Below are 26183 nucleotides of genomic sequence, written 5' to 3'. Positions count from 1 at the left end.
TGCACGCGCTGGCCGGTCGGCTGGCCGGACTGCGGGTCGCGCGGGATGATCACTTCGTGGTTGAAGCCCTGGACCATCACCTGGTCCTCGTGGCCTTCCTGGTAGGTGTTGCCGACCGAATCCTCGGTGAAGGCGCCGGCGGTGATCAGGCCCTGCTTGGTGCCGGTGATGGACATATAGGCGGGGGTTGCCATGGATGCTCTCCTTGCGTGAGTAGGAAATCCCGCGGGTTGGACCACCCCTCGGGCAACTTCACCTAACAATTCTCATGCCAGTGTTTTAACTATCCTTATAAATCAAACGCATCCGACGGATAATTGTTATCCATGTCTCGTTTTGAATGAAAAATAACAAGTGAATTGAGCAAGAAGTTGCGCAGTGCTGTGCAACTTTTTGCGCAGTAGTGTCCAGGCCAGTATTTTCAAGGGCTGTGGGCTGTTATTGGGGATGTTTCTTGGTTTTCATTGTGCAACTTCTTGCACAATCGCTATTACGCTCTAAATCAGCTGTTGGTCCGCTTGGAAGGCCTATGTTTCGAGGCTCTCCAGAGGAATCCACTGTTGTCTGCCTTATTTTTTATAAATTGTTAACTACCTGTTTTGGTAGGGTTTTCCAAATGGCCATCAATGTCGTTATGATGGCTATAGCCAAGCCGTAAAGGGCATGGACGCAGACGCCTGACGTTTGGCTGAAAATCTTTCATTGATTCGTATCAATGAATAGGAAAATTCCCAAAGAGGGAATGTCCTGTTGCTTGCCAGTTTTTATGTTGTTTTCATGGAAAAGGCAAAGAGCTCTTCAGACTATTGGGATTTTCGTTCGGTTTTTATGCCAACTAGTTGAATTGTTAAGATATTCATTGGCGCACATGGTGTGCATTGAAGGGTTAGGATGACCTATTCGAGCAAGCTCTCCTCGCATTATCTGGAACTCGCGGAACAGCCGATTTCAAAGGATGTCTTTGCGGGTGAGGATGTGCGTTTTTCCAGCGAATACGAGGCGCTGGAAAATGAGCTGGGTAAGGCGCTCTCGCTCCATGAGAACGGCCAGACCGACTGGTTGAAAATCCTGGAAAACAGCGAAGCGCTGCTTCGTGCCCAATCCAAGGACCTGCGTGTTGCAGCCTGGTTGACCTGGGCCCTCTACCAACGGGAATCCTTTCCCGGTTTGCTGGCCGGACTGGGATTGCTGGAACGTCTGTGCAGCCGGCATTGGGTCGAGATCCATCCGCTCAAGGCGCGCACTCGCGCCGCGGCCATTGCCTGGCTGGTGCCCCGGCTGGAGCAGGCGCTGAACGAAAACGTACCGATCAAGGAGCAACTCCCCCTGTTCCGGCGTCTCGCCGAGCACCTGGAAAAACTCGATACCGCGCTGACCGCGCAACTGGGCGACGACGCGCCCTTGTTGCTGCCGATCAGCCGACGCCTTTCGGGCATGCTCCAGCGCGCCGCCGACAACCAGCCCGAACCTGGCGTGGTCGGCGCCGTGGTGGCCCAGGTCAAGCAGGCGGCCAGCCAGTTGCTGGCGCCGGGTGCGCCCATCGACAACGAGCGCGACGCCCACAAGGCCATGCGCGCCCAGCAGGAGGCCGCACGCCCCCTGTGCGCCTGGTGGCTGAAGCAGAAAGCCACCGATCTGCGCGCGCTGCGCCTCAACCGGACGATGCTCTGGCTGCCCATCGAGTCCATGCCCGAGCGCAATGCCGAACAGGTCACTGCGCTAAGGGGAGTGCCGGCGGACAAGCTGAAAAGCTACCAGGAGCGTTTCGCCCAGGGCCTGTACGCCGATCTCCTGGTGGAGCTGGAGGCGAGCCTGGCACGGGCGCCGTTCTGGTTCGACGGCCAGCGCCTGGTCTGGGAGTGCCTGCAAGGGCTCAACGCCGAGCAGGCGATGCGGGAAGTCGAAATGCATTTCGCCTTGCTCCTGCAGCGTCTGCCGGGGCTGGTGGAGCTGCGTTTCCACGACGGCAGCGCATTCGCCGATGCGGCCACCCGTGGCTGGATCAGCGCCCATGTCATGCCCCATCTCCAGAACGACAGTGCGCCGCGCAAGGTCGAGACCGTGGCCCTGCAGGCCGAATGGGACGTCGCCCTGGACGAGGTCCAGCCGGTGTTGCGCAAGGACGGCCTGAAGGCGGCGGTACAGGTGTTGAAGCAGGGCATGAAGCGCGCCCACGGCGGGCGAGCCCGGTTCTTCTGGCAACTGAGCCTCGCGCGACTGTGCTTCCTGGCGAAGAAGTACGAGCTGGCCAAGACCCAGCTGGAGAGCCTCGACCATCAGTTGCACGAATCGGGATTGCACGCCTGGGAGCCCGATCTGGCGCTGGATGTACTGCACCTGCTGCATAGCTGCTGCGAGCTGTTGCCGCAGAACCACGCCGTGCGAGAACGCAAGGAAGACATTTATCGCAGGCTGTGCCACCTCGATCTCGAGGTGGTGCTCGAATAGGGCTTCGCGCCCTCAATTCTCAAGGAGAAAAAGCCATGGCCAAAGAAGGCTCGGTAGCCCCAAAGGAACGCATCAACGTCACCTTCAAGCCCGCCACCGGCGGTGCCCAGGAAGAAATCGAACTGCCGTTGAAGCTACTGGCGATCGGCGATTACACCCAGCGCGCGGATGAGCGCAAGGTGGAGGACCGCAAGCCGATCGGCATCGACAAGATGACCTTCGACGAGGTCCTGGCCAAGCAGGAGCTGGGGCTGACGCTGAGCGTACCCAATCGTCTCCAGGAGGAGGGCGGCAGCGACGAGCTGGCGGTGGGGCTGCAGATCAACTCGATGAAGGACTTCAACCCGGCCAGCATCGTCGAGCAGGTGCCCGAGCTGAAGAAGCTGATGGAGTTGCGCGATGCGCTGGTGGCCCTCAAGGGCCCGCTGGGCAACGCCCCGGCGTTCCGCAAGGCCATCGAAAGCGTACTCGCCGACGACGAGTCCCGTAGCCGTGTGCTGGGCGAGCTGGGGCTGAGCGCCGCCCCCTCCCAGGACGCCTGAGCCACCCCTAGCCAAGGAAGCAGATACATGAGCACCAGTGCCGCACAGCAAGGCCGGAACCAGAACGGCGAATACAACATTCTCGACAGCATCATCGCCGAGACCCGCCTGAGCCCGGACGACGAGGCCTACGACATCGCCAAGCGCGGCGTCTCCGCCTTCATCGAGGAATTGCTCAAGCCGCAGAACGACGGCGAGCCGGTGAAGAAGGCGATGGTCGACCGGATGATCGCCGAGATCGATGCCAAGCTCAGCACGCAGATGGACGAGATCCTCCATCATCCCGATTTCCAGGCGCTGGAGTCGGCCTGGCGCGGCCTGCAACTGCTGGTCGACCGCACCAACTTCCGCGAGAACATCAAGATCGAGATTCTCAGCGTTTCCAAGCAGGACCTGCTGGACGATTTCGAGGACTCGCCCGAGGTGATGCAGTCCGGCCTGTACAAGCACATCTACACCGCCGAATACGGCCAGTTCGGTGGCCAGCCGGTCGGCGCCATCATCGCCAACTACTACATGTCGCCCAGTTCGCCTGACGTCAAGCTGATGCAATACGTCTCCAGCGTGGCCTGCATGGCCCATGCGCCGTTCGTGGCGGCCGCCGGTCCGAAGTTCTTCGGCCTGGAAAGCTTCACCGGCCTGCCGGACCTGAAGGACCTGAAGGATCATTTCGAAGGCCCGCAGTTCGCCAAGTGGCAGAGCTTCCGCCAGTCCGAGGATTCCCGCTACGTGGCGCTGACCGTACCGCGCTTCCTGCTGCGCACGCCCTACGATCCGGAAGAGAATCCGGTCAAGTCGTTCGCCTACAAGGAGACCGTGGCCAACAGCCACGAGCATTACCTGTGGGGCAACACCGCCTATGCCTTCGGCACCAAGCTGACCGACAGCTTCGCCAAGTATCGCTGGTGCCCGAACATCATCGGGCCGCAGAGCGGCGGTGCGGTGGAGGACCTGCCTTTGCACCACTTCGAGAGCATGGGCGAGATCGAGACCAAGATCCCCACCGAGGTGCTGGTGTCCGATCGCCGCGAGTACGAACTGGCCGAGGAAGGCTTCATTTCCCTGACCATGCGCAAGGGCAGCGACAACGCCGCGTTCTTCTCCGCCAGCTCGGTGCAGAAGCCGAAGTTCTTCGGCATCAGCGCCGAAGGCAAGGCCGCGGAGCTGAACTACAAGCTCGGCACCCAGCTGCCGTACATGATGATCGTCAACCGCCTGGCCCATTACCTGAAGGTCCTGCAACGCGAACAGCTTGGATCGTGGAAGGAGCGTACCGACCTCGAACTGGAGCTGAACAAGTGGATCCGCCAGTACGTCGCCGACCAGGAAAACCCCAGCGCCGAAGTACGCGGCCGTCGCCCGCTGCGCGCTGCGCAGATCATCGTCAGCGACGTCGAGGGCGAGCCGGGCTGGTACCGCGTCAGCCTGAACGTGCGCCCGCACTTCAAGTACATGGGGGCGGACTTCACCCTGTCGCTGGTCGGCAAGCTGGACAAAGAGTAAGCGGAGCTTTCCATGACCGGATACGGCAGCCTGTTCGAGCGCCTGAACGGCGACGCGGATAAGCGCGTCGGCTGGAGCCGCGAGGTTTCCGCCATGGCGTCGGTGGCTGCCCATCTGGGCAAGATGCTCAGCACCCGGGCGGGCAGCGTGCAGACGCTGTCCGACTACGGGTTGCCCGATCTCAACGACATGCGCCTGAGCCTGCACGACTCCCTGAGCCAGGCCCGCTCGGCCATCGAAGGTTTCATCGAGGCTTACGAACCGCGCTTGAGCGACGTGCGTGTCGTTTCCCTGCCACGCGACAACGACCAGCTCCGCCTGGCCTTCAGCATCGAAGGGTTGCTGGAGGTGGAAGGTTTCAAGCGCCAGGTGAGTTTTTCCGCATGCCTGGATGGCAGCGGCCAAGTGACGGTCAGCTAAGGAGGTTTCGATGTCCGGCAAACCCGCAGCCCGCGTTTCCGATCCTACCGCTTGTCCGCTCCCCGGGCATGGCAGCAATCCCATCGTCGTCGGTTCCGCCGACGTGTTCTTCGACGGCCTCGCGGCGGCCCGCCAGGGTGACGCCTCGGCCTGGCGCTGTACCGCTTCGATGCCTGGTTCGTCCATGAGGTCTTCTGAGATGGGCGCGAATCGGGTCGATTACGGAAAGACAACGGACACCGTGGGTTTCCGATCTTCAGGCCAGAAATGTCATTGCGGTTTTGGCGGCAGCGGTCAGACGACTGCCATCAGTGAAACGATATCCAGCAGGTAAGCCGTGTCCTTCAATCATTACTACCAGAGCGAACTCACCGCACTGCGCCAGCTGGGGCGCCGTTTCGCCGAGCGTAGCCCGGCCCTGGCCCCGTTTCTCGGACAGGTCGGACGCGATCCGGATGTCGAGCGCCTGCTCGAGGGCTTTGCCTTCCTGACCGGGCGGTTGCGGCAGAAGCTGGACGACGAGTTGCCGGAACTCAGCCACTCGATGATGCACCTGCTGTGGCCGAACTATATGCGCCCGCTGCCGGCTTTCAGCATTCTCCAGTTCGACCCCCTGACCCGCCCGGGCGGGGCGCTGCGCGTGGAGCGCGATACGCCGGTCGAGAGCCGGCCGGTGGGCGAGGTCGCCTGTCGCTTCCGTACCTGCTACGCCACCGAAGTCCTGCCGCTGGTGCTGGAGGCGCTCAACTATTCGGTGACCGGCGAGGGTGCGCTGCTCGGCCTGCGCCTGGCGGTGAACTGCGACGGGCATCTCGGCGAGCTGGGCCTGAGTCGGCTGCGCCTGCACCTGGCCGGCGAGCGCTACATCAGCCAGATGCTCTATCTGTGCCTGCTGCGCAACCTGGAGAGCATCCAACTGATTCCGCTGGACGCCCATGGGCGGCCACTGGATGGCGTGGCCGGCAAGCCGATGTCGTTCCGCCTGACGGGCGAGCGGGTGCAGCCGGTGGGGTTCGCCGAAGACGAGGCGTTGATTCCCTATCCGCTGAATACCTTCCGTGGCTATCGCTACCTGCAGGAATACTTCGCGTTCCAGGACAAGTTCCTGTTCGTCGACGTGGATGGCCTTGACCTGCTCGGCGCTCTGCCCGAGGAAACCCTCAAGCAGGTCCGCGGCCTTGAGTTGCGCTTCGATATCCGCAAGAGCGGCATCCAGCGCCTGCACCCGACGCTGGAGAACGTCAAGCTGTACTGTACGCCGGTGGCCAACCTGTTCCGCCACGATGCGCTGCCGATCCGCCTCGACGGCAAGCAGGACGAGTACCTGCTGATGCCGGCCGAATACAGCCTGGAGGACTGCGGGGTGTTCTCGGTAGAGGGCGTCACCGGCTGGCGGCCGGGCGGGCTCGGCTACCAGGCCTACGTGCCGTTCGAGTCCTTCGAGCACGATCCCAGCTTCGACGTTCCCGAAGCACGGCCCCACTACAGCGTCCGGCAACGTACCTCGTTGCTGCACGATGGCCTGGACACCTACCTGAGCTTCGGCATCCGCCATCCCGAGCAGATCGAGACGCTGTCGGTGGAACTGACCTGCACCAACCAGAACCTGCCCCAACGGCTGCGCCTGGGCGATATCTGCGTCGCCTGCGAAGGCACGCCGGAGTTCCTCGGTTTCCGCAATATCACCCCGGCGACGCCGAGCTATGCGCCGCCGCTGAACCGCGATTTCCTCTGGAAACTGATCAGCAACATGTCGCTCAACTACCTGTCGCTGGCCAACGTCGACGCGCTCAAGGTGATCCTCGAAACCTACGACCTGCCGCGCTACTACGACCAGCATGCGGCGAAGGTCAGCAAGCGCCTGCTGGGCGGGCTCAAGGCGGTCCGCCACGAGCATGTCGACCGCCTGCATCGGGGCCTGCCGCTGCGCGGCTTGCGTACCGAGCTGACGATCGATCCGGAAGGCTACATCGGCGAGGGCGACCTGTTCGTGTTCGCTTCGGTTCTGAACGAATTTTTCGCGCTTTACGCCAGCATCAACTCCTACCACGAGTTGCGGGTGAGGAGCACACAGGGAGACGTGTACCAATGGAAACCGCGCATGGGTTTGCAGCCCCTGCTGTAAGCGCGCTGGCCCGGGGCATTCGCGAGTACTCGCTGTTCCAGGCGGTCCTGCTGGTCATGGATCGCCTGCGCGAGGAACATCCCGGCCTGGGAGACGAGGCGCTCTACGATCAGTTGGAATTCCAGGCCAATCCTAGCCTCGGCTTCCCGGGCAGCGATGTCGATCGGGTGGAGTTCTTCGAAGAGCGCGGCATGCTGCGGGCGCGGCTGCGTTTCAACCTGATCGGCTTGTTCGGTGCCAGTTCGCCGTTGCCGGCGTTCTACAGCGAACAGGCCCTGGGCGACAGCGAGGAGGGCAATCCTACGCGGAACTTCCTCGATCTCTTCCATCACCGCCTGCATCGGCTGCTGTTGCCGATCTGGCGCAAGTACCGTTACCGGGTGAGCTTCCAGAGCGGCGCGAGCGATGCGTTCTCCGCTCAGTTGTTCGCCCTCGTCGGATTGGGCGGGGAAGAGATCCGCAAGGCCAGGGAACTGAACTGGAAACGCCTGCTGCCCTACCTGGGCCTGCTCAGCCTGCGGGCGCACTCGGCGGCCTTGATCGAGTCGGTGCTGCGCTACTACTTCAAGCATGCCGAACTGGTCGCCGAGCAGTGTATCGAACGGCGCGTCGCGATCCTCGAAGAGCAGCGCAACCGACTCGGCCTGTTCAACAGCCAGCTTGGCGAAGACGCGGTGCTGGGCGAACGGGTCCGCGACCGCAGCGGCAAGTTCCGCATTCATATCCGCCAGCTCGACTGGCAGCGCTTCCACGAGTTCCTGCCGATCGGTCCCGGCTACCAGCCGCTTTGCGCGCTGGTCCGCTTCACCCTGCGCGACCCGCTCGACTACGACATCCGGCTGGTCTTGCGCCACGAGGAAATCCGCGAGTTCCGCATCGGCGCGCAGAACGCCTGCCGCCTTGGCTGGACCAGCTGGCTGGGCCGGGAGCGCGCCGATGGCGTGGTGACGCTGGGCAGCAAGATTCATTAAGGATGGATGAGCATGATCAACGTAGACCTGCAACAACTGATTCAGGCGCTGGATGCCGACACCCGGCGCGACCTCGAAGGCTCGGCCGAGCGCTGCGTAGCCCGTGGCGGCAGCAAGGTACTGGTGGAGGACCTGTTGCTGGGCCTGCTGGAGCGTCCCCAGGGACTGCTGGCGCGCGCCCTGCAGGATGCCGCGGTGGACGCTGGCGAACTCAACGCCGCGTTGCAAGCGCGGGGCGAGCACAGCGCCTCGCGCAATCCGGTGTTCGCGCCCGAGCTGGTGCAGTGGCTGCAGGATGCGCTGTTGCTGGCCAACCTCGAACTGGGCCGTAGCCAGATCGACCAGGCGGCATTGATCCTGGCCCTGCTACGCAACCCGTTGCGCTATGCCGGCAGCCGCTACCAGCCGCTGCTGGCGCGGCTCGACATCGAGCGGTTGAAGGATTTCGCGCTCTCGCAGCCGCTGGAGGGCGCGCCCAGCGGCAAGCCGGGCGGTGGCGAGTCCCTGTTGCAGCGTTTCACCCACAACCTTACCCAGCAGGCGCGCGACGGCAAGCTCGATCCGGTGCTCTGTCGCGACGGGGCTATTCGCCAGATGGTCGACATCCTGGCCCGTCGGCGGAAAAACAACCCCATCGTGGTCGGCGAGGCTGGCGTCGGCAAGACCGCCATCGTCGAAGGCCTGGCCTCGCGGATCGCCGCAGGGGAAGTGCCGCTGGCGCTGAGGGACGTCGAGCTGTTGTCCCTCGACATGGGCCTGTTGCAGGCCGGTGCCAGCGTGAAGGGCGAGTTCGAGCGGCGCCTGAAAGGCGTCATCGACGAAGTGAAGGCAGCGCTCAGGCCGACCATCCTGTTCATCGACGAGGCCCATACGCTGATCGGCGCGGGCGGTCAGGCCGGCGGCTCGGATGCCGCCAACCTGCTCAAGCCGGCCCTGGCTCGTGGCGAGTTGCGCACCATCGCGGCGACGACCTGGGCCGAATACAAGAAGTATTTCGAGAAGGACCCGGCGCTGGCCCGGCGCTTCCAGCCCGTGCAGTTGCATGAGCCGAGCGTTGCCGAGGCGGTGACGATCCTGCGTGGCCTGGCCCGGGTTTACGAGGAAAGCCACGGTATCTACCTGCGCGACGACGCGGTGGTGGCCGCCGCCGAACTGTCCGCCCGCTACCTGGCGGGTCGCCAGTTGCCGGACAAGGCCGTCGACGTCCTCGACACCGCCTGTGCGCGGGTGCGCATCAGCCTGGCGGCGGCGCCGGAGAGTCTCGAGCGCCTGCGCGGCGAGCTGGCCGAAGGCGAGCGCCAGCGCCAGGCCCTGCGCCGCGATGCCGAGGCAGGCCTGCCGATCGACCACGATGCCCTGCAGGCGCTGGAGGAGCGCCTGGCCCAGGTGGAAAGCGAGCGGCACGTACAGGAGGACCAGTGGAGCCGCCAGCGCGAACTCGCCGAGCGCCTGCTCGCCCTGCGCCAGCAATTGGCCAGGGCCCGCGAGGCGAACCGGGAAGAGCAGGGCGGCGAGGCGGACGCGGAGACTTTCCCGGCCGACCAGCATGGCGGTGTCGAAGCCCTGGAAAAGGCCCTTCACGAAACCCGCCAGGCACTCGCCGATGCCCAGGCCCAGGGGCGGCTGGTCAGCTTCGAGGTCTGCCCGCGCCTGGTTGCCGAGGTGATCGGCGCCTGGACCGGCGTACCGGTGGAACAACTGGCGCGGGAACACAACGCCAAGGTGGTGGGGTTCGCCGACGACCTGCGGACGCGGATCCGTGGCCAGGAACAGGCGGTCAGCGCCCTGGACCGCGCGATGCGCGCCACCGCGGCCGGGCTGAACAAGCCCGATGCGCCGGTCGGCGTGTTCCTGCTGGTGGGCCCGAGCGGGGTGGGCAAGACCGAGACCGCGCTGGCGCTGGCCGACCTGCTGTATGGCGGCGAGCGTTTCATCACCACCATCAACATGTCCGAGTTCCAGGAGAAGCACACCGTCTCGCGCCTGATCGGCGCGCCGCCCGGCTATGTCGGCTATGGCGAGGGTGGCATGCTCACCGAGGCGGTACGCCAGAAGCCCTATTCGGTGATATTGCTGGACGAGGTGGAGAAGGCCGATCCGGACGTGCTCAACCTGTTCTACCAGATCTTCGACAAGGGCGTGGCCAACGATGGCGAAGGGCGCGAGATCGATTTCCGCAATACCTTGATCCTGATGACCTCCAACCTCGCCAGCGAGCACATCGCCGCGCTTTGCCAGGACGGCGCGCGGCCTTCCGCCGAACTCCTGGAGGAAACCATCCGGCCGGCGCTCAGCCGGCATTTCAAGCCGGCGCTGCTGGCGCGCATGCGCGTGGTGCCTTACTACCCGGTGGGCGGCCCGGTACTGCGCGAGCTGATCGAGATCAAGCTGGAACGCCTCGGCGAGCGTCTGGCCCGCCGTCAACTGGCTTTCGACTACAGCCAGGCGCTGGTGGACCACCTGGCCGTGCGTTGCACCCAGAGCGACAGCGGCGCACGGTTGATCGACCACCTGCTGGACACGCACCTGCTGCCGCTGGTGGCCGACCGTTTGCTGGAAGCGATGGCGCGCGACGAGCGTCTCGAGCGGGTCCATGCGACGCTGGGCGAGCACGGCCGCGTGCTCTGCGAGTTCGCCTGAGGTGGGTGCGATGTTCAGCCGCGTACCGCAACCCCTGGCCTTCGCCGAAGCCCTGCTCGCTCAGTTCGGCGCGCTGTCGCGGGAAACCGACATCGCGGCCCTGCTGGGCGGTTTCGCACGCGCAGTCGGCGAACTCAGCGGCTGCGAGCTGAGCCAGCTGTATCTGCTCGACCAGACCCATACCGCGCTCACCCTCAACGCCGAATGCCGGGACGGCCTGTTGCAGGCGCTGGAGCCGTCGAGCCTGCCGGCGGACTACACCGGCGAGCAGTTGCTGCAGTTCGCCCTGTGCCAGAACCGCGTGGTCAGTCTCGTCGACCTGCCGTCGCGGCTGCACGAGACCGGCTTCCTGCCGGCAGGGGAGCAGCCCTGGCTGTCCCTGCTCTGCGTTCCGCTGGTGAGCCCGGAGAAAACGGTCGAGGGCATGGTGGTCTGCGCTACCCGGCGCCCACTGGACCTGCAGGGATTCGCCCATCCACTGGGCCAGCTGGGCGCGTTCGTGCTGGCCCAGCTGCATCTGCTGCAACGCCTCTCGCAACCCTCCGGCGAGCCGCAGGGACCGTCCAGCGCACCGGTGGTCAGCGGCTACGGGCTGATCGGCAGGAGCGCGGCGATGCGTGAGACCTGCCGCCTGATCAGCAAGGTCCTGCACAACCCCTATACCGTGTTGCTGCAGGGCGAGACCGGCACCGGCAAGGAGGTGGTCGCACGGGCGATCCACGAGTACGGCCCGCGGCGTGCACAGGCGTTCGTGGTGCAGAACTGCGCGGCGTTTCCGGAAAACCTGCTGGAAAGCGAGCTGTTCGGCTACCGCAAGGGCGCCTTTACCGGTGCCGAGCGCGATCGTCCCGGGTTGTTCGATGCCGCGGATGGCGGGACCCTGCTGCTCGACGAAATCGGCGACATGCCCCTGTCGCTCCAGGCCAAGCTGTTGCGCGTGTTGCAGGAAGGCGAGATTCGCCCGCTCGGCGGCAACGACACGCACAAGGTCGATGTACGCATCATCGCCGCTACCCACCGTGACCTCGCCCTGCTGGTACGCGATGGCAAGTTCCGCGAAGACCTCTACTACCGGCTGGCGCAGTTTCCCATCGAGTTGCCGCCGTTGCGCCAGCGCGAGGGCGACGCCCTCGAACTGGCCCGGCATTTCGCTGAGCGCGCCTGCGTGTTCCTGCGCCGCGCGCCGCTGGGCTGGTCCGCGGAAGCGCTGGAACTGCTCGACGGCTATGGCTTTCCCGGCAACGTTCGGGAACTGAAGGGACTGGTGGAATGCGCGGTACTGCTCTGCGAAGGCGATGTGCTGCTGGCCGAACACTTTTCCCTGCGCGCGCCCCCGGAAGCGGAGGCGCCGCTCAAGCTGCGCGAGCACCTGGAGCAGATCGAGCGCGACCTGCTGCTCGCCTGCCTGCGCAGGAACGCTGGCAACCAGACCCTCGCCGCACGCGAACTGGGCCTGCCGCGCCGAACCCTGATCTATCGCATGGGACGCCTGAACGTTCATTTCGGCGATCCCCGGACCTGAAGCCCATGATCGAGATTTCCTTCCATCCAGCCCTGCCGGGCGCGCGCCTGGAGCGCGGCGTCCGCGGCCCTTCCATGGAGACTCCCTGATGCCTGTTCGTCACTGGCCCGCCGTGCTTCTGGCCCTGGCCGTCCTCTGCGGCCTCGCCGGTTGCAGCGGCAACTACAAATTCAACGACGGCGACTATCGCCCGCTTGGCGATCCGCAGGCGATCAATCGCGGCAAGTGACCGCAAGGAGCGATCTCATGGAACTGGTATTGGAAATGCTCAGCGCCAAGCAATTCGTACCGACGGAGCTGTGCAGCAAGACCTTCGGCAGGAACGGCGGCCTCATCGGCCGCGGCGGTGAGTGCGACTGGGCGATTCCCGATCGCAAGCGGCACCTGTCCAAGCAGCATGCGCGGGTCAGCTATCGCAACGGCGCGTTCTACCTGACCGACACCAGCAGCAACGGCATCCGCGCCGGCAACGGCAGCCGCCTGCCGCATGGCGAGCCGCAGCGCATCGAGCAGGACAGCGTCTTCCTGCTCGGCGACTTCGAGATCCGCGCGCGGCTGCTGCGCGAGCCCGACGAGTTCGCCATGGACGTCGGGCGGCCGCAGCCGGCGGGCAGCATCATTCCGGACGATGCCTTCCTGGCCCTCGATCCGTTGCAGGCGCTCGACCAGGACGGTGCAGATGCCTACGAACTCGACGACCTGAGCGCGATCGCCCAGCCCAGCCAGGAGGCCGGGGCGCGTGCGGACTACGCGCGGATCGACATGGAAAGCCTGGTCGTACCGGAGCTGGTGCCCGCCCCGGCGGCTCCGCAGGAACCCGTGGACAGTCCGCGTCCGGGTCGCGACGAAGCCTTCTGGCAGCGTTTCGGCCAGGCCCTGGGAGTGGACCTCGAAGGCCTCGACGGCGCTGCGCGCGAAGCGCTGGCGATCAACGCCGCCGGTTTGCTGCGGCAGTGCATCGGCGGCTTGCAGCAGAGCCTGCGGACCCGCAGCGAACTGAAGAACGAACTGCGCCTGTCGCTGAGCACGTTGCGCGATACCGGCAAGAATCCCTTGCGCTTCAGCGCCGATGCCGGCGAGGCGCTGGGTCATCTGCTACGGGATGGCAAGCCTGGCCAGTTGAGTGGCGAACAGGCCGTCGCACGCAGTTTCCGCGACCTCCAGGCGCACCAGGTGGCGCTGCTCGGCGCCAGCCGGGCGGCGGTGCGCGCGACCCTCGAGCATTTCTCGCCGCAGCAACTGACCCTGCGTTTCGAGCGCGACGGCCGCCGGCCGTTGCTGGCCACCTCGGGCAGCCGCTGGCGTGCCTACGGTCGCTACCACCAGTCGCTATGCCAGGACGACGACTGGAGCGAGCGCCTGCTGGCACGTGATTTCGCCCAGGCCTACGAAGAGCAGGTTCGCCTGATTTCCACCCTCTACACCGAGCACCAAGGATGATCGCCATGTCTCGTCGCCCGATTCCGCCAGCCAGGGCGCTGGCCATGCTCGCCGTCCTGGCGCTGCTGGCCGGCTGTTCCACGCTGTCGCCGTATTCCAGACTGACCAAGCTCGACCTCGCCCTGAGCGCCGGCGAGCGGGTCAATCCCGACCTCAATGGCCGGCCGTCGCCGGTGGTAGTGCGGCTGTTCGAGCTGAAGCACCCGGTGGCGTTCGAGAACGCCGACTTCTTCAGCCTCTACGAACGTCCCAAGGAGACCCTGGACCCCGACCTGGTGACCAGCGAGGAGCTGGAGCTGCGTCCCGGCGAGCGGGTCGAACTCAAGCTCAGCGTGGAGGAGGGGAGCCGCTACGTGGGCGTGCTCGCCGCCTACCGCGATCTCGGCGAGGCAAGCTGGCGCTACGTGGTGCCGGTCACGGCGAAAGAGCTGACCCGGGTAGAGCTGAAGCTGGGCCGGAAGGGCATCCTGAATGCCGGCGAATTGCTCGGCAAGGCGGGTGACGCGCGATGAACGTGCACAAGATCGTCTGGCAGGAAGGCATGCTGCTGCGCCCGCAGCACCTGCAACACAACGACCGCTACTACGACAACCAGATGAAGGCCCGGACCCAGTTGCTGGGCAGCTACAACTGGGGCTTCCTCGCCCTGGAGCTGGACCGCCAGTTCCTCAACATGGGCAAGCTGGTGATCAGCCAGGCCTCCGGCGTACTGCCCGACGGCAGCCTGTTCGAACTCGGCGGCAACACCGAGCCGCTCGCCCTCGACGTGCTGCCCAATACCTCGAACGTGCCGATCTACCTGGCCCTGCCGCTGGTCACCGGCAACCACATCGAGGCGCGCCGGCCGGAGCAGGCCGAGGTCCTGGCGCGCTATACCGCCTACGACCTGGAGGTGGCGGACTCCAACGCCGGCGAGGATTCCATGGTGCAGGTCAGCTGCGCGCGGCCGGATTTTCGCCTGCTGCTCGGCGAGCAGCAGAGCGACCAGGCCTACGTCAAACTGAAGGTGGCGGTGGTGCTGGATACCACGCCGGACGGGGTGATCAGCCTCGATCCCGACTTCGTGCCGAGCTACCTCCATGCCCACGCATCCGCCTACCTGCTGTCCTGCCTGAAGGAAGTGATCAGCATGCTCGGCCATCGCGGCGACACCATCGCCGAGCGTATCCGGTCCAATGGCAAGGTCGGCGGCGCGGAGGTCGGCGATTTCATGATGCTGCAACTGATCAATCGCACCGAGTTGCTGCTGCGCCACTACCTGGGATTGGAGCAGGTGCATCCGGAGCAGTTGTACCGGGTGCTGCTGACCATGCTCGGCGACCTCGCCACCTTCGGCAGCGAGAGCAAGCGTCCGCGCCTGGACAGCCGTTACCAGCACAGCGACCAGGGCGCCAGCTTCCGCAGGCTGATGGAGGCGATCCGCCAGGTCCTGTCGATGGTGCTCGAGCAGCATGCCATCGAACTGCCTCTCCAGGCCCGCCAGTACGGCATTCTGGTCTCGCCCCTGCACGACCACAAGCTGCTCGGCAGCGCCTCGTTCGTCCTCGCTGCCAGTGCCAATTGCGAGTCGGAGGAACTGCGCCAGCGCCTGCCCGCGCATCTCAAGGTGGGTGCGGTCGAGCACATTCGCCAGTTGGTCAACCTGCACCTGCCGGGGATCCGGGTCAAGCCGCTGCCGGTGGCGCCGCGGCAGATCCCGTTCCACTCCAACAAGACCTATTTCATTCTCGAACCCAACGCCGAGGACATGACCCAGCTGGAGCGCTCCGGCGGTTTCGCGTTCCACGTATCCGGCGAGTTCTCCGAGCTTGAACTGAAATTCTGGGCCATCAGGAACTGAACATGATCAAGGAAAGGGAATACCACGAGGACGAGAAGACCGTCCTCCTCGATCACCAGGGACAGGTACCGGCCCAGGGGCCGCTGACCGATTTCGCCGAACCGCCGCGCTTCGAGCAGCTCGAGGAGCGGATGATCTACGCGGCGCGCCTGCGTCCGGGCGAGGCCTTCAACGTCAGCCTGAACCCGCTGGTGGCGGCGGCTTCCGAACTGCTTTCGGAAGTGGTCCGGCTCAAGCACAGCAGCGTGCTGGAGAACCTTGCGGCGCTCAAGGAGCGGTTGACCTCCGCCATGAAGCTCTTCGAATTCCGCGCGGTGCAGGATGGCGTGGAAAACAGCCAGGTCATGGCGGCGCGCTACGTGCTGTGCACGGTGGTCGACGAGGCGGTGGTGACCACCCCGTGGGGCAACGAAAGCGAATGGTCGAAGATCAGCCTGCTGAGCAGCTTCCATAACGAGACCTTCGGCGGCGAGAAGTTCTTCCAGTTGCTCGACCGGCTGTCGAAGAACCCGGTCAAGCATCTGCCGATGCTGGAGCTGATGTACCTCTGCCTGGCCCTAGGCTTCGAGGGCAAGTACCGGGTGATGGCCCGCGGCGTGCTCGACCTGGACGGTATTTCCGATGCGCTCTACCGGCAGATCCGCCAGTTGCGCGGCGACGTGCCGCGCGAACTGTCGCCGCACTGGCAGGGGCTCAGCGACCAGCGTCGCGGCCTGGTGCGGATCGTGCCCTGGTGGATGGTGGCGCTGTTCACCCTGGTCTGCCTGGTGGTGATGTATTCGGGATTCGCCTGGGTTCTCGGCGAGCAACGCGACACGGTGCTGCAGCCTTACCAGTCGCTCGATGCGGCGGCAGGACAGCCCGGTTCGTAAACACAGGGACGCGAAATGAAAAACTTCTTCAAGAAAGTCGGCGCCTTCCTGCGCAAGACGTGGGTCTGGACGCTGCTGCTGGTACTCCTGGCGACATTGCTGGTGTGGTTCGTCGGGCCACTGCTGGCGGTCGCCGACTACAAGTTCTGGGAAAGCCCGACCTCGCGGTTGCTGAGCATCAGTCTGATGTTCCTGGTCTGGGGGCTGGCGATGGTCTTCGTCAGCTGGCGCGCCGGAGTGCGGCGCAAGGCCGTCGAGGACAGCGACGAGGGCCAGGAGCGCCTGCGCCGCGACGGTCTGATCGAAGACGAACAGAAGGAATTGCGCAGCCGCTTCAAGGATGCCTTGCGCACCCTGAAGACCTCCAGCCTGTACCGCGGCCGCAGCGAGCGCTGGCGCAACGAGCTGCCCTGGTACCTGCTGATCGGCCCGCAGGGAAGCGGCAAGACCAGCCTTCTGGACTTTTCCGGACTGGAATTCCCGATCAACCGGATCGACCGCAAGCTGACCCGCGATACCGCCGGCACGCGCTACTGCGACTGGTACTTCGCCGACCACGGCGTCCTGATCGACACCGCCGGGCGCTACCTGACCCAAGCCGACGGCGAGGTCGACGGGGGCGCCTGGGCGACCCTGCTCGGCCTATTGCGCAAGCGCCGCCGCGCACGGCCGTTGAATGGCGTGATGGTGTCGATTCCGGTGGAGACGTTGCTCAGCGACGACGAGATGGCGCTGGATACGCTGGCTCGCCAGGTGCGCGCGCGCTTGCAGGAAATCCAGCAGACCCTGCACCTCGACCTGCCGGTCTACCTGGTGCTGAGCAAGGCCGACCAGTTGCTCGGCTTCGACGAGTTCTTCGACCAGTTGAGCCGCGAGGAGAGCGACCAGGTTCTGGGCACCAGCTTCGGCAAGGAGCAGAACGGCACCGATGTGACGGTCCTGCGCCAGGCGTTCGAGGACCTCCTGCGACGCCTGAACAGCCAGGTGATCATGCGCATCCACCAGGAGCGCGATACCCTGCGTCGCGGTCGCATCCTCGACTTCCCGCACCAGCTTGGCCAGATCGGCGAGCGGTTGTGCCTGTTCGTCGAACTCGCCTTCACCGGCAACCGCTACCAGCGCGCCAGCCGCCTGCGCGGTTTCTACCTGACCAGCGCGCCGCACCTGGCCCAGCAGCTGGACGAGGACACCGCCGGCATCGGCGCCAACCTGGGGATCGCCAGCGGCCTGCTGCCGACCCTGCGCAACGGGCGCTCGCGCTTCATCCATCACCTGCTGAGCCAGGTGATCTTCCCCGAGGCCAACCTGGCAGGTCTCGATCGCCGCGAACGCACGCGCATCCACTGGGGCCAGCGCGCCCTGTACGTCGGTTCGCTGGCGCTCCTTCTGCTATTCGGCCTGCTCTGGGCTGGCGGTTTCTCGGCCAACCACGAGCGCCTGGAGCGGGTCCGCGAGCTGGCGCAGCAATGGACCCAGCAGCGCCAGGCGCTTGGCGAGCGCGATGACGCCATGGCGGCGCTGAAGACGCTGGATAGCAGCTATGCGGCGACCACCGTGTTTCCGCCCAAAGGCGAAGTCTCGCTGCACGAGCGCGCCGGGCTGTACCAGGGCAACGAGGTCAACCCGTCGCTGGCCGCTGCCTATCGCCGCGAGCTGGAGACGCAACTGCTGCCGCGCGTGGCGCGGATGCTCGAAGCGCAGATCCGCGGCAACATGCAGAATCGCGAACGCCTGCTCAACAGCCTGCGGGCCTACCTGATGCTGAATCTGCGCGAGCGCCGCGAGAACGGATGGCTCAAGGACTGGGTGGCTACCGACTGGTCGCAGCGCTATGCCGGCAACGGCACGGTGCAGAATGGCCTGAACACGCATTTCGCCCGTCTGCTCGAGCAACCGTTCAGCTATCCGCTGAACGAGACCCTGGTGGCCCAGGCGCGCCAGGTGCTGCGCAGCGAGTCCCTGGCCAACGTGGTCTACCGGGTGCTGCGCGAACAGGCGCGAAGCCTGCCCGAGTATCGCTTCGGCCAGCACCTGGGGCCGCAGGCCGGTCTGTTCGTCGGCACCGACTACGTGATCCCGGGGTTCTACACCCAGCAGGGCTACCAGCAGTACTTCGTGGTCCAGGGCGCCAGCCTGGTCAACGACATCCTTCGCGACAACTGGGTCCTAGGCGAGGGCAGCGGGATCAGCGACATGGACCTGCGGCGCCTGATGGTCGAACTCGAGCAGTTGTATTTCCGCGACTACGCGAACTTCTGGAGCGAGGCGGTCGGACGCCTGGGCCTGCTGCCGTTCAACGATGCCGGCGAGGGCGCCGACCAGGTTTCCGGGCTGCTCGCCGCCAACTCGCCGATCCTCCAGTTGTTGCTGGAGGTCCGTGAGAACACCCGTTTCCCGGTCCTGGCGGAGAGCGCCGAGGCGCTGGCAGAGGCCAGCGACAAGGCCGCGGAAAAGGGCGGCAAGCTGGGCAAGGCGGCCGCCGCGGCGGCCGTCAAGGCCAGGGACGCGTTGGCGAAGAACCTGCCGGATACCGCGAAGAAGTCCCTGCAACGCCGCTTCGAGCCCCTGCATCGCCTGCTCGACGATAACAACGGCCCGGCGGCCGACCTCACCCCGCTGTTGCAGGCGCTCAACGAGTTGCAGTTGCAACTCGCCGGACTGGCGCGCGCCAGCCAGCCGGAGCAGGCGGCTTTCGACATGGCGAAGAGCCGCATGGGCGGCCAGCGCGATGCCCTGAGCAACCTGCGCAACGCCTCCGCGCGACTGCCGCGACCGCTCGGCGGATGGTTCAGCGTGCTGGCCGAAGACGCCTGGCGGCTGGTCCTCGGCGATGCCTACCTGTACCTCAACCAGCGCTACCAGAGCGAGCTGTACGGTTTCTACAGCAAGGCGATCAACAAGCGCTACCCGTTCAACGCGCACAGCGCCAGCGATGTCGCCGTCAGCGATTTCCGCGAGTTCTTCAAGGCGCAGGGCGTCGCCGAACGCTTCTTCGAAACCTACATGCGGCCCTTCGTCAGCGGCGACCCGGGCAGCTACCGCCTGCGCAGCGTGGACGGCTACAGCCTGCCGATGTCCAAGGTCTATCTCGACCAGATGGGCACGGCCCAGGTGATCCGCCAGAGCTTCTTCGCCGAGAACCCGGCCGAGCCACAGGTGCGCTTCCGCCTGGAGCCCTATACCCTCGATCCTGGCGTCAGCCGCGCCGAGTTCCGTTTCGACGGTCAGTCCATGGAGTACCGCCACGGCCCGATCGTGCCGATGTCGTTCAAGTGGCCCAGCGACGCCGACGGCGGCCGCACCAGCCTGGTGCTGGAGAAGATGGCCGGACGACCGGTGGGAATCGAACGCAATACCGGGCCCTGGTCTCTGTTCAGGCTGTTCGACCTGATGCAGACCGAGTACCTCAGCGGGCGTGACGTGATGGTGCTCAAGGCCGACCTGGGCGGCCTGCGCGCCAACTACCTGCTGCTCGCCCAGCGCACGCCGAATCCGTTCGATCTCGCGGTCCTGCGCAGCTTCCGCATGCCGGTGCAGCTCTGATGCAACGCACCGAGGCCTGGCGCAGCGCGGCGCGCACGGATCGCGGCAAGGTCCGCGCGCGCAACGAGGATGCCTTCCTGGACTGCCCGGATCGCGGGCTCTGGGCGGTCGCCGATGGCATGGGCGGGCACCAGGCCGGCGACCTGGCCAGCCGGATGATCGTCACCAGCCTGGCGGAACTGCCGGCCCGGGCGGGATTCGACGAGCGCCTGAACGCGATGCGCCAGTGCCTGCACTGGCTCAACCGGCGCCTGGGCGAGGAACTCACCCTCAGCGCCGAACGCGGCGACAGGATCATCGGCAGTACGGTGGTGGCGCTGGTCGTGGAGGGGTCGCGGGCGGCCTGCGTGTGGGTCGGCGACAGCCGCTGCTACCTGTGGCGCGGCCAGCGGCTGTACCAGCTGTCCCGCGACCACTCGCTGTTGCAGCGACTGGTCGACGAACGGCGGATGGATATCGAGCAGGCCCGCGCCTATCCCTCGGCGCGCGCGCTGACCCGTGCCGTCGGCGCCAGCGAACAACTGGTGCTGGACGTGCTGGAACTGGAGGTGCATCCCGGTGACGTCTTCCTGCTCTGCAGCGACGGACTCTACGAAGAGCTGAGCGCCGATGCACTGGGCCGCGCGTTGAGCCTGGCATCGCCGCAGGTGGCGGTGGAGCGGCTGTTCGACGGCGCCTTGAGCGGCGCCGCGCGGGACAACCTGACGGCCGTGGTGATCCGCCAATGAACGAACCGCTGTCGTCGCTGGAGCTGCTGCCGGAGGAGGAGGGCGGCGCGAACCTGACCTATTTCGCCTTCGCCGCCCCGACCGCCTCGGCGCCGGACCTGCCGGCGGTGTTGCCCGGTCCGCTGCCGGACGTTCTTTCCGGGCGCTACCGTCTGGAGCGGATGCTCGGCGCCGGCGGCATGGGCACGGTATACCGTGCCCGGGACCTGCTCCATGAGCAGTTCGGCGACCCGGCGCCGCTGGTAGCGTTGAAGCTGCTCAACGAATCGGTCGCCGAGTCACCCGACGCCAGCGCCTTGCTCTATAGCGAGTTCGCCCTGACCCGGCGCTTGCGCCATCCGAACGTCGTGCGTCTGTTCACCTTCGACGTCGACACCGCCTGCCAGCGCGCCTACATCGTCATGGAACTCATGCCTGGCCTGCCGCTCGATCGCCTGCTCTGCGAGCGTCCCGAAGGCCTGCCCTGGTCCGAGTTGAGCGCGATCGCCCGGCCGTTGCTGGACGCCCTGGCCTATGTCCACGAACAAGGGGTGCTGCATGGCGACCTGAAGCCGAGCAACGTGATGCTCGGCGAGGAGGGCGTGCGGCTCTTCGACTTCGGCCTCGGCCAGGCGCAGGCAGGCATCCTGGACGGCCTGCCGCAGCTCAGCCGGGGCCGCATCGACGCCTGGACCCCGGGCTACGCCGCTCCCGAACTGCTCGAGGGTGCGCCGTTGTCGCCGGCAGCCGACCTGTATGCGCTGGCCTGCGTCCTCTACGAACTGGCCGACGGTCGCCATCCGTTCCGCCGCCTGCCCTCGAACCAGGCCCGGGAGCAGGGGCTGGAGCGCCAGCTGCGCGCGCCCGGACACCTGCCTCGGCGCTGCTGGCCGGCGCTGCGTACCGCCCTGAGCCTCGATCCCGAACGGCGCTGCATCGGCGTCCGCGAATTGCAGGAAGCGCTGGGCGCGCGGCGTTCCTGGCTGGCCGGCGTTCTTGCCCGTTGAGCCGGCGGCGCTCGGTTTGCATGGCCTCTACGGCCGCACTCCGCAAGCGCTCTGCAGGGCGATACGGTTGCCTTCGCTGTCCCTGATCTCGGCGATGAACACGCCGTCGCCAAGCGGCGTCTTCGGGAAGAGGATTTCGCTGCCTTCGCTGAGGGCCCGGGCAAGGACGGCATCCAGGTCCGCGACATTCAGGTAGATGATCGCCCCATGTAGCGTAGGCACGTAGACGTCGCCCTCGGCGAGTGCGCCGCTGGCACCGTCACGGCCTTCCTCGAAGGGGAAATGCGCCATTCTGCTTCCGTGCAGGGTGGCTACCTCGCCGAACGCCACTCCGAACACCGAGGCGTAGAAACGCATCGCCCTCTCCAGGTCGGACACCGGTATTTCCACGTGCGCGATCAGGTTCATTTCCTTCCTGTCCTGTCGGGACCACTGGTGACGCCGCTTTCCGGCGACGATGGCGGATGTTCAGCCGCGCGAAACCGAGCGGATCGAGCGGGCATGCCGCCGCGAGGGGGGCGAATGAATTCATGCGAAATTCATTAACATCTTGTCCCGCTTGACCGGCGTCAATACCCGTACTGCGTCACAAAAATACCCTGGCCCCAGGCCGTTCGGAAAGGCCGTTCGCTGTTCGCTTGGGGGAAGTCATCATGGCGCATCTGGTCTGGCAGGATGACCTGAATACCGGTATTCAGGTCATCGACAATCAACACAAACGCATCGTCGAGATGATCAATCACCTGCACGACGCCCAGCAAGGCAAGGAACACGCGGCGATCGCCGAGGTGATCGAGGAGCTGGTGGACTACACGCTGTCGCACTTCGCCTTCGAGGAAACCCTGATGGAGGATGCCGGCTACCAGTTTTCCCGGGCGCACAAGAAGATCCACGAGCTGTTCATCCGCCGGGTCTCCGAATACCGGGTGCGCTTCCAGGCCGGCGAGGATGTCGGCGATGAACTCAAGGGCTTGCTCTCGCGCTGGCTGTTCAACCACATCCGCAACGACGACGCCGGATATGTGGATGCGGTACGCCACAGCATGTCCGAACTGGTCAAGGACAAGAGCGAGGGCGGTTGGTTGTCGCGCTCGATGAAGCGCTTCTTCGGCTGATCGCCGGGGAAGGAAACGCAAAACCGGCCCAGTGGGGCCGGTTCTTTCGCCAGCGGACCTGGCCTCAGCGGATCAGGCTGAGGAATTCGCTGCGGGTGGCTGCGTTGTCGCGGAATTCGCCGAGCATCACCGAAGTGACCATGGACGAGTTCTGCTTCTCCACGCCGCGCATCATCATGCACATGTGCTGGGCCTGGATCACCACCGCGACGCCGAGGGCGCCGGTGACCTGCTGGACCGCCTCGGCGATCTGCCGGCTCATGTTCTCCTGGATCTGCAGGCGGCGGGCGTACATGTCGACGATCCGCGCGACCTTCGACAGGCCGAGCACCTTGCCGTTCGGGATATAGGCCACGTGGGCCTTGCCGATGAAGGGCAGCAGGTGGTGCTCGCAGAGCGAGTACAGCTCGATGTCCTTGACCAATACCATTTCGCTGTTATCGGAGCTGAACAGGGCACCGTTGACGACTTCTTCCAGGCTCTGTTGGTAGCCGCGGCACAGGTACTTCATGGCCTTGGCGGCACGCTTGGGCGTGTCCAGCAGACCTTCGCGGTTAACGTCCTCGCCGAGCTGGGTGAGGATCGAGGAGTAGTGTTGTTCCAGGGACATGGGCGTTCCAGTCAGACGATTACCAGCGCGGAGGGTAGGACGTCGCCGGGCCGCTGGCAAGACTCGGCGCTTGCCGGCTACTCGTCGCGGCCTTCGAGCATGGTCCTGCGCAGCATCACGTAGACCGAGCCGGTGCCGCCGTGGCGTGGCAGGCAGGAGGTGAAACCGAGCACCTGCGGGTGCTGGCGCAACCAGGTATTGACGTGGCTTTTCACCAGCGGGCTGCGTCCGTCCTTGCGCGCGGCCTTGCCATGGGTCACGCGCACGCAGCGGATTTCCAGGCGGGTGGCCTCGGCAAGGAAGTCCCATAGCGTCTGCCGGGCCTTCTCCACGCTCATGCCGTGCAGGTCGAGGCTACCGTCGAAGGGCACCAGGCCCTGCTTGAGCTTGCGCAACTGGCTTTCCTGGACGCCGTCGCGGGCCCAGGACAGCTCGTCCTCGGGGCCGACGTCGATGACGAACTGGTCGGACAGGCCGTCGACGCGGATTTCGTCGTTGCGCACGCAGGCATTGAGCTGGCGCTGCTTGAGTTGCTGGCGGTCGTTGCGAGGTTTGCCGGTATCGGCTCGATCGACCGAGATGCGCTTGACGCCGCGCATCTCGCTCTTGAACAGGGAAAAGTCGTCGTCTTGCATGGGAGCCTCCGCGAAGCGGCGCAGTTTACCGGATCGGCCGCACGCCGGCAGCCCGCTCAGTCGCGCTTTTTCATCAGGTTCGGCGACAGGCTCAGGTCGCTGTTGCGGCGGCTGCGACGGCGGCTGAAACGCCAGAAGAACACGCCGAGGCAGAGCGACAGCAGGCCAAGGGCCAGCAATACGCCGCCGGCGGCGGGTTCGATATGCAGCATGCCGACAGCCGGCTGGCGGCCGATCAAGGCCGAGGTGCCGGCCAGCGACAGCAGCACGCCCAGGCTCGCCACCAGGGCCGCGAACGCCGCCGCCAGGCGCCAGCGCCAGACTCTCGGCCGGCGCGGGCGCAGCCGGCGCGCATCGAAACTATCGGACAGCTTCATCCCGACTTCCTCGTGTGTCATCGGGGCTAGGACCGGAACCTTCCGGCCGGGTTCCCGGATTCCCGGGAGCCGTGGGCAAACCGTGCGCCGCTCGTCTTCTCGCCGCAAGCCATGGCCCTGCAGGCAGACTAGTCCTCCGCAGGGCGGGGCGGGAGGGCGGCTGGATGGGCGGTCAGAGCAGGTCCCGGGCCTGGGCGACGATCGCCGCGAAGTTGTCGCCGAGGGCGGCGATCTCGGCGCGTTGCAGGTCCGCGGCGCTCAGGACCCCGCCGTTCAGGGTGGGTATGTCGCGGGTGGCGCAGGCGCTGTCGGCGAGGGTGCAGCGGTAGCCGTAGTCCTTGGCCGCGCGCACGGTGGTGCTGACGCTGGAATGGGTCATGAAACCGCAGACGATCAGGTCGAGACGGCCGTGGTTCTGCAGCAGGTCGTGCAGCTCGGTGCCGGAGAAGGCATTGGGCAGGCGTTTCTCCACGACCTTTTCCCCGGCTTCCGGTTGCAGTTCCGGGAGGAACTGGCCGCGCGGACCCTGCGGATCGAACAGGCCACCCTGGATACCCAGGTGGCGCACATGCACGATGGGCGTACCGTTGGCGCGGGCTGCCTGCACCAGCACGCCGATTTCCGCGGCGGCAGCGTCCAGGCCTGGCAGGCTCAGGGCGCCGCTGCGGTACTCTTCCTGGGCATCGATGATCAGCAAGGTGCTCTGCCGAAGGGGGGCTGGCGGGTAGCCGCGTCCGCTGATCTGCAAAAGGGTGAGCGGATGAGGCATGTCACTACTCCTGAGAAGGCACATGCCTTTCATTCTGGCCCCTATCGGCGAGCCTGTGAACCTTTGCCGCATGCGCACTAAAGTGGTATGGACTTCCCGCGCTGGAGGCCAGCTCCGGCGCGATCGGCTAGAATGTCGCCCTTTTGTGCGTTGCGAGGAGCAATTCCGTCATGTCCGAGTCCCGTCTGCTCACCCTGCGCGACTACATCCGCTGGGCTGTCAGCCGTTTCCACGCCGCCGGCCTGTTCTTCGGTCACGGCACCGACAATGCCTGGGACGAGGCGCGCCACCTGGTTCTGGGCTCCCTGCACCTTCCCTGGGAAATTTCTGACAGCTACCTGGATTGCCGCCTGGAAGACGATGAACGCGCCGAGTTGGCGGAGATCCTCCGGCGGCGCATCGAGGAACGGATTCCGGCGGCCTACCTGCTGGGCGAAGCCTGGTTCTGCGGGATTCCCTTCAGCGTCGACGAACGCGTGCTGGTGCCGCGCTCGCCTATCGCCGAACTTATCGAACAGCGCTTCGCGCCCTGGCTGCCGGCCGAGCCGGCGCGAATCCTCGACCTCTGCACCGGTTCCGGCTGCATCGGCATCGCCTGCGCCTATGCGTTCGAGCAGGCGGAGGTGGTGCTCGCCGACCTGTCCTTCGATGCGCTGGAGGTGGCCAACGTCAATATCGAGCGCCACGACCTCGGCGAGCGGGTCTACACCGTCCAGGGCGACGGTTTCGCCGGGCTTCCCGGCCAGCGCTTCGACCTGATCGTGTCCAATCCGCCCTACGTGGATGCCGAGGATTTCGCCGACATGCCGGCGGAGTTCCATCATGAGCCTGAACTCGGCCTGGCCTGCGGCGACGACGGCCTGGACCTGGTGCGACGGATGCTCGCCGAGGCGGCCGACCACCTCAGCGAGAAAGGCCTGCTGATCGTCGAGGTGGGCAACAGCGAGGTCCATGTGCAGGCGCTGTATCCGGAAGTGGACTTCACCTGGCTGGAGTTCGAGCACGGCGGCCACGGGGTGTTCATGCTGTCCGCCGCGCAGTGCCGCGAGCACCGGGAACTGTTCCGTTCGCGCTTGGAAAAGTGATCGGAGGCGGCT

At 65.6% G+C, this 26183-nt stretch carries 24 protein-coding genes and 1 pseudogene; 19 read left to right on the top strand and 6 right to left on the bottom strand.

What is annotated here, in order from left to right; all coding sequences use genetic code 11:
- Window positions 1-194, bottom strand: a 194-nt coding sequence (gene tssD, locus AC4OR5_RS16670; RefSeq protein WP_128663642.1) for a type VI secretion system tube protein TssD, incomplete at its 3' end; no start/stop codon positions are given.
- A gap of 697 nt (window positions 195-891) precedes the next feature.
- Here tssD and tssA point away from each other — a divergent pair.
- The 17 genes and pseudogenes from tssA (at window position 892) to AC4OR5_RS16585 (ending at window position 21580) form a co-directional block, all read left to right on the top strand.
- Window positions 892-2448 carry a type VI secretion system protein TssA gene (gene tssA / locus AC4OR5_RS16665; protein WP_003097814.1) on the top strand — a complete coding sequence of 519 codons (1557 nt, stop codon included), beginning with the start codon at window positions 892-894 and terminating at the stop codon, window positions 2446-2448.
- A gap of 35 nt (window positions 2449-2483) precedes the next feature.
- Window positions 2484-2990 carry a type VI secretion system contractile sheath small subunit gene (tssB, locus tag AC4OR5_RS16660; protein WP_003114607.1) on the top strand — a complete coding sequence of 169 codons (507 nt, stop codon included), beginning with the start codon at window positions 2484-2486 and terminating at the stop codon, window positions 2988-2990.
- A gap of 27 nt (window positions 2991-3017) precedes the next feature.
- Window positions 3018-4493: a type VI secretion system contractile sheath large subunit gene (gene tssC / locus AC4OR5_RS16655; protein ID WP_003087596.1), complete on the top strand. Its 1476-nt coding sequence runs from the start codon at window positions 3018-3020 to the stop codon at window positions 4491-4493.
- 12 nt (window positions 4494-4505) lie between these two features.
- Window positions 4506-4913 (top strand): type VI secretion system baseplate subunit TssE, encoded by a 408-nt coding sequence (gene tssE, locus AC4OR5_RS16650; RefSeq protein ID WP_003110444.1) that lies wholly within the window; start codon window positions 4506-4508, stop codon window positions 4911-4913.
- A gap of 10 nt (window positions 4914-4923) precedes the next feature.
- Window positions 4924-5091: pseudogene (locus AC4OR5_RS16645) on the top strand (PAAR domain-containing protein); the annotation flags it as partial.
- 159 nt (window positions 5092-5250) lie between these two features.
- Window positions 5251-7038, top strand: a complete 1788-nt coding sequence (tssF, locus tag AC4OR5_RS16640; protein ID WP_033944239.1) for a type VI secretion system baseplate subunit TssF — start codon at window positions 5251-5253, stop codon at window positions 7036-7038.
- Window positions 7002-8009: a type VI secretion system baseplate subunit TssG gene (gene tssG, locus AC4OR5_RS16635; protein ID WP_003110442.1), complete on the top strand. Its 1008-nt coding sequence runs from the start codon at window positions 7002-7004 to the stop codon at window positions 8007-8009. Before tssF ends, tssG begins: the two co-directional genes overlap by 37 nt.
- Before the next feature lie 6 nt (window positions 8010-8015).
- Window positions 8016-10649, top strand: coding sequence for a type VI secretion system ATPase TssH (gene tssH, locus AC4OR5_RS16630; RefSeq protein WP_079992439.1), 2634 nt, complete (start codon window positions 8016-8018; stop codon window positions 10647-10649).
- A gap of 10 nt (window positions 10650-10659) precedes the next feature.
- Entirely contained in the window at window positions 10660-12171 is a 1512-nt protein-coding gene (locus AC4OR5_RS16625) for a sigma-54 interaction domain-containing protein (protein ID WP_023126212.1), read from the top strand.
- A gap of 88 nt (window positions 12172-12259) precedes the next feature.
- Entirely contained in the window at window positions 12260-12400 is a 141-nt protein-coding gene (locus AC4OR5_RS16620) for a hypothetical protein (protein ID WP_023435730.1), read from the top strand.
- Window positions 12401-12417: 17 nt separating this feature from the next.
- Complete coding sequence (gene tagH, locus AC4OR5_RS16615) at window positions 12418-13611, top strand: type VI secretion system-associated FHA domain protein TagH (RefSeq protein ID WP_043512905.1); 1194 nt, start codon at window positions 12418-12420, stop codon at window positions 13609-13611.
- Between the two features lie 5 nt (window positions 13612-13616).
- A complete protein-coding gene (tssJ, locus tag AC4OR5_RS16610; protein WP_003110438.1) occupies window positions 13617-14123 on the top strand; it encodes a type VI secretion system lipoprotein TssJ in 507 nt (168 codons plus the stop codon).
- Window positions 14120-15451, top strand: coding sequence for a type VI secretion system baseplate subunit TssK (gene tssK / locus AC4OR5_RS16605; RefSeq protein WP_058160711.1), 1332 nt, complete (start codon window positions 14120-14122; stop codon window positions 15449-15451). Before tssJ ends, tssK begins: the two co-directional genes overlap by 4 nt.
- Window positions 15452-15453: 2 nt before the next feature.
- Window positions 15454-16323, top strand: a complete 870-nt coding sequence (icmH, locus tag AC4OR5_RS16600) for a type IVB secretion system protein IcmH/DotU (protein ID WP_003120354.1) — start codon at window positions 15454-15456, stop codon at window positions 16321-16323.
- A gap of 15 nt (window positions 16324-16338) precedes the next feature.
- On the top strand, window positions 16339-19866 hold the full coding sequence (gene tssM, locus AC4OR5_RS16595; protein WP_058160709.1) for a type VI secretion system membrane subunit TssM: 3528 nt from the start codon (window positions 16339-16341) through the stop codon (window positions 19864-19866).
- Entirely contained in the window at window positions 19866-20594 is a 729-nt protein-coding gene (locus tag AC4OR5_RS16590) for a PP2C family protein-serine/threonine phosphatase (RefSeq protein WP_003124843.1), read from the top strand. The genes tssM and AC4OR5_RS16590 overlap by 1 nt, the downstream gene beginning before the upstream one ends.
- A complete protein-coding gene (locus AC4OR5_RS16585) occupies window positions 20591-21580 on the top strand; it encodes a serine/threonine-protein kinase (RefSeq protein WP_003087629.1) in 990 nt (329 codons plus the stop codon). The genes AC4OR5_RS16590 and AC4OR5_RS16585 overlap by 4 nt, the downstream gene beginning before the upstream one ends.
- Window positions 21581-21607: 27 nt before the next feature.
- Here AC4OR5_RS16585 and AC4OR5_RS16580 read toward each other — a convergent pair whose 3' ends face one another.
- Window positions 21608-21988: a VOC family protein gene (locus tag AC4OR5_RS16580; RefSeq protein WP_058160705.1), complete on the bottom strand. Its 381-nt coding sequence runs from the start codon at window positions 21986-21988 to the stop codon at window positions 21608-21610.
- 245 nt (window positions 21989-22233) lie between these two features.
- Between AC4OR5_RS16580 and AC4OR5_RS16575 the strand changes: the two genes are divergently transcribed.
- Entirely contained in the window at window positions 22234-22695 is a 462-nt protein-coding gene (locus tag AC4OR5_RS16575) for a bacteriohemerythrin (protein ID WP_003087637.1), read from the top strand.
- Window positions 22696-22759: 64 nt separating this feature from the next.
- Here the strand turns inward: AC4OR5_RS16575 and folE are convergent, their stop codons facing one another.
- The 4 genes from folE to AC4OR5_RS16555 all read right to left on the bottom strand — a co-directional run bounded on the left by folE (window position 22760) and on the right by AC4OR5_RS16555 (window position 25086).
- Window positions 22760-23305 (bottom strand): GTP cyclohydrolase I FolE, encoded by a 546-nt coding sequence (gene folE / locus AC4OR5_RS16570; protein WP_003087639.1) that lies wholly within the window; start codon window positions 23303-23305, stop codon window positions 22760-22762.
- Window positions 23306-23382: 77 nt separating this feature from the next.
- On the bottom strand, window positions 23383-23940 hold the full coding sequence (locus tag AC4OR5_RS16565) for a Smr/MutS family protein (RefSeq protein WP_058160703.1): 558 nt from the start codon (window positions 23938-23940) through the stop codon (window positions 23383-23385).
- A 56-nt stretch (window positions 23941-23996) separates the two neighbouring features.
- Window positions 23997-24317 (bottom strand): hypothetical protein, encoded by a 321-nt coding sequence (locus AC4OR5_RS16560; protein WP_003087644.1) that lies wholly within the window; start codon window positions 24315-24317, stop codon window positions 23997-23999.
- Window positions 24318-24489: 172 nt separating this feature from the next.
- Entirely contained in the window at window positions 24490-25086 is a 597-nt protein-coding gene (locus AC4OR5_RS16555; RefSeq protein WP_003110433.1) for a cysteine hydrolase family protein, read from the bottom strand.
- A gap of 170 nt (window positions 25087-25256) precedes the next feature.
- Here AC4OR5_RS16555 and prmB point away from each other — a divergent pair, with 170 nt between their 5' ends.
- Window positions 25257-26171, top strand: coding sequence for a 50S ribosomal protein L3 N(5)-glutamine methyltransferase (prmB, locus tag AC4OR5_RS16550; protein ID WP_003087648.1), 915 nt, complete (start codon window positions 25257-25259; stop codon window positions 26169-26171).
- Window positions 26172-26183: the final 12 nt, after the last annotated feature.

The organism is Pseudomonas sp. YA1, assembly GCF_058680555.1.
The sequence above is the reverse complement of the archived record's forward strand: the minus strand, read 5'-3'. Positions and strand labels throughout refer to the sequence as shown.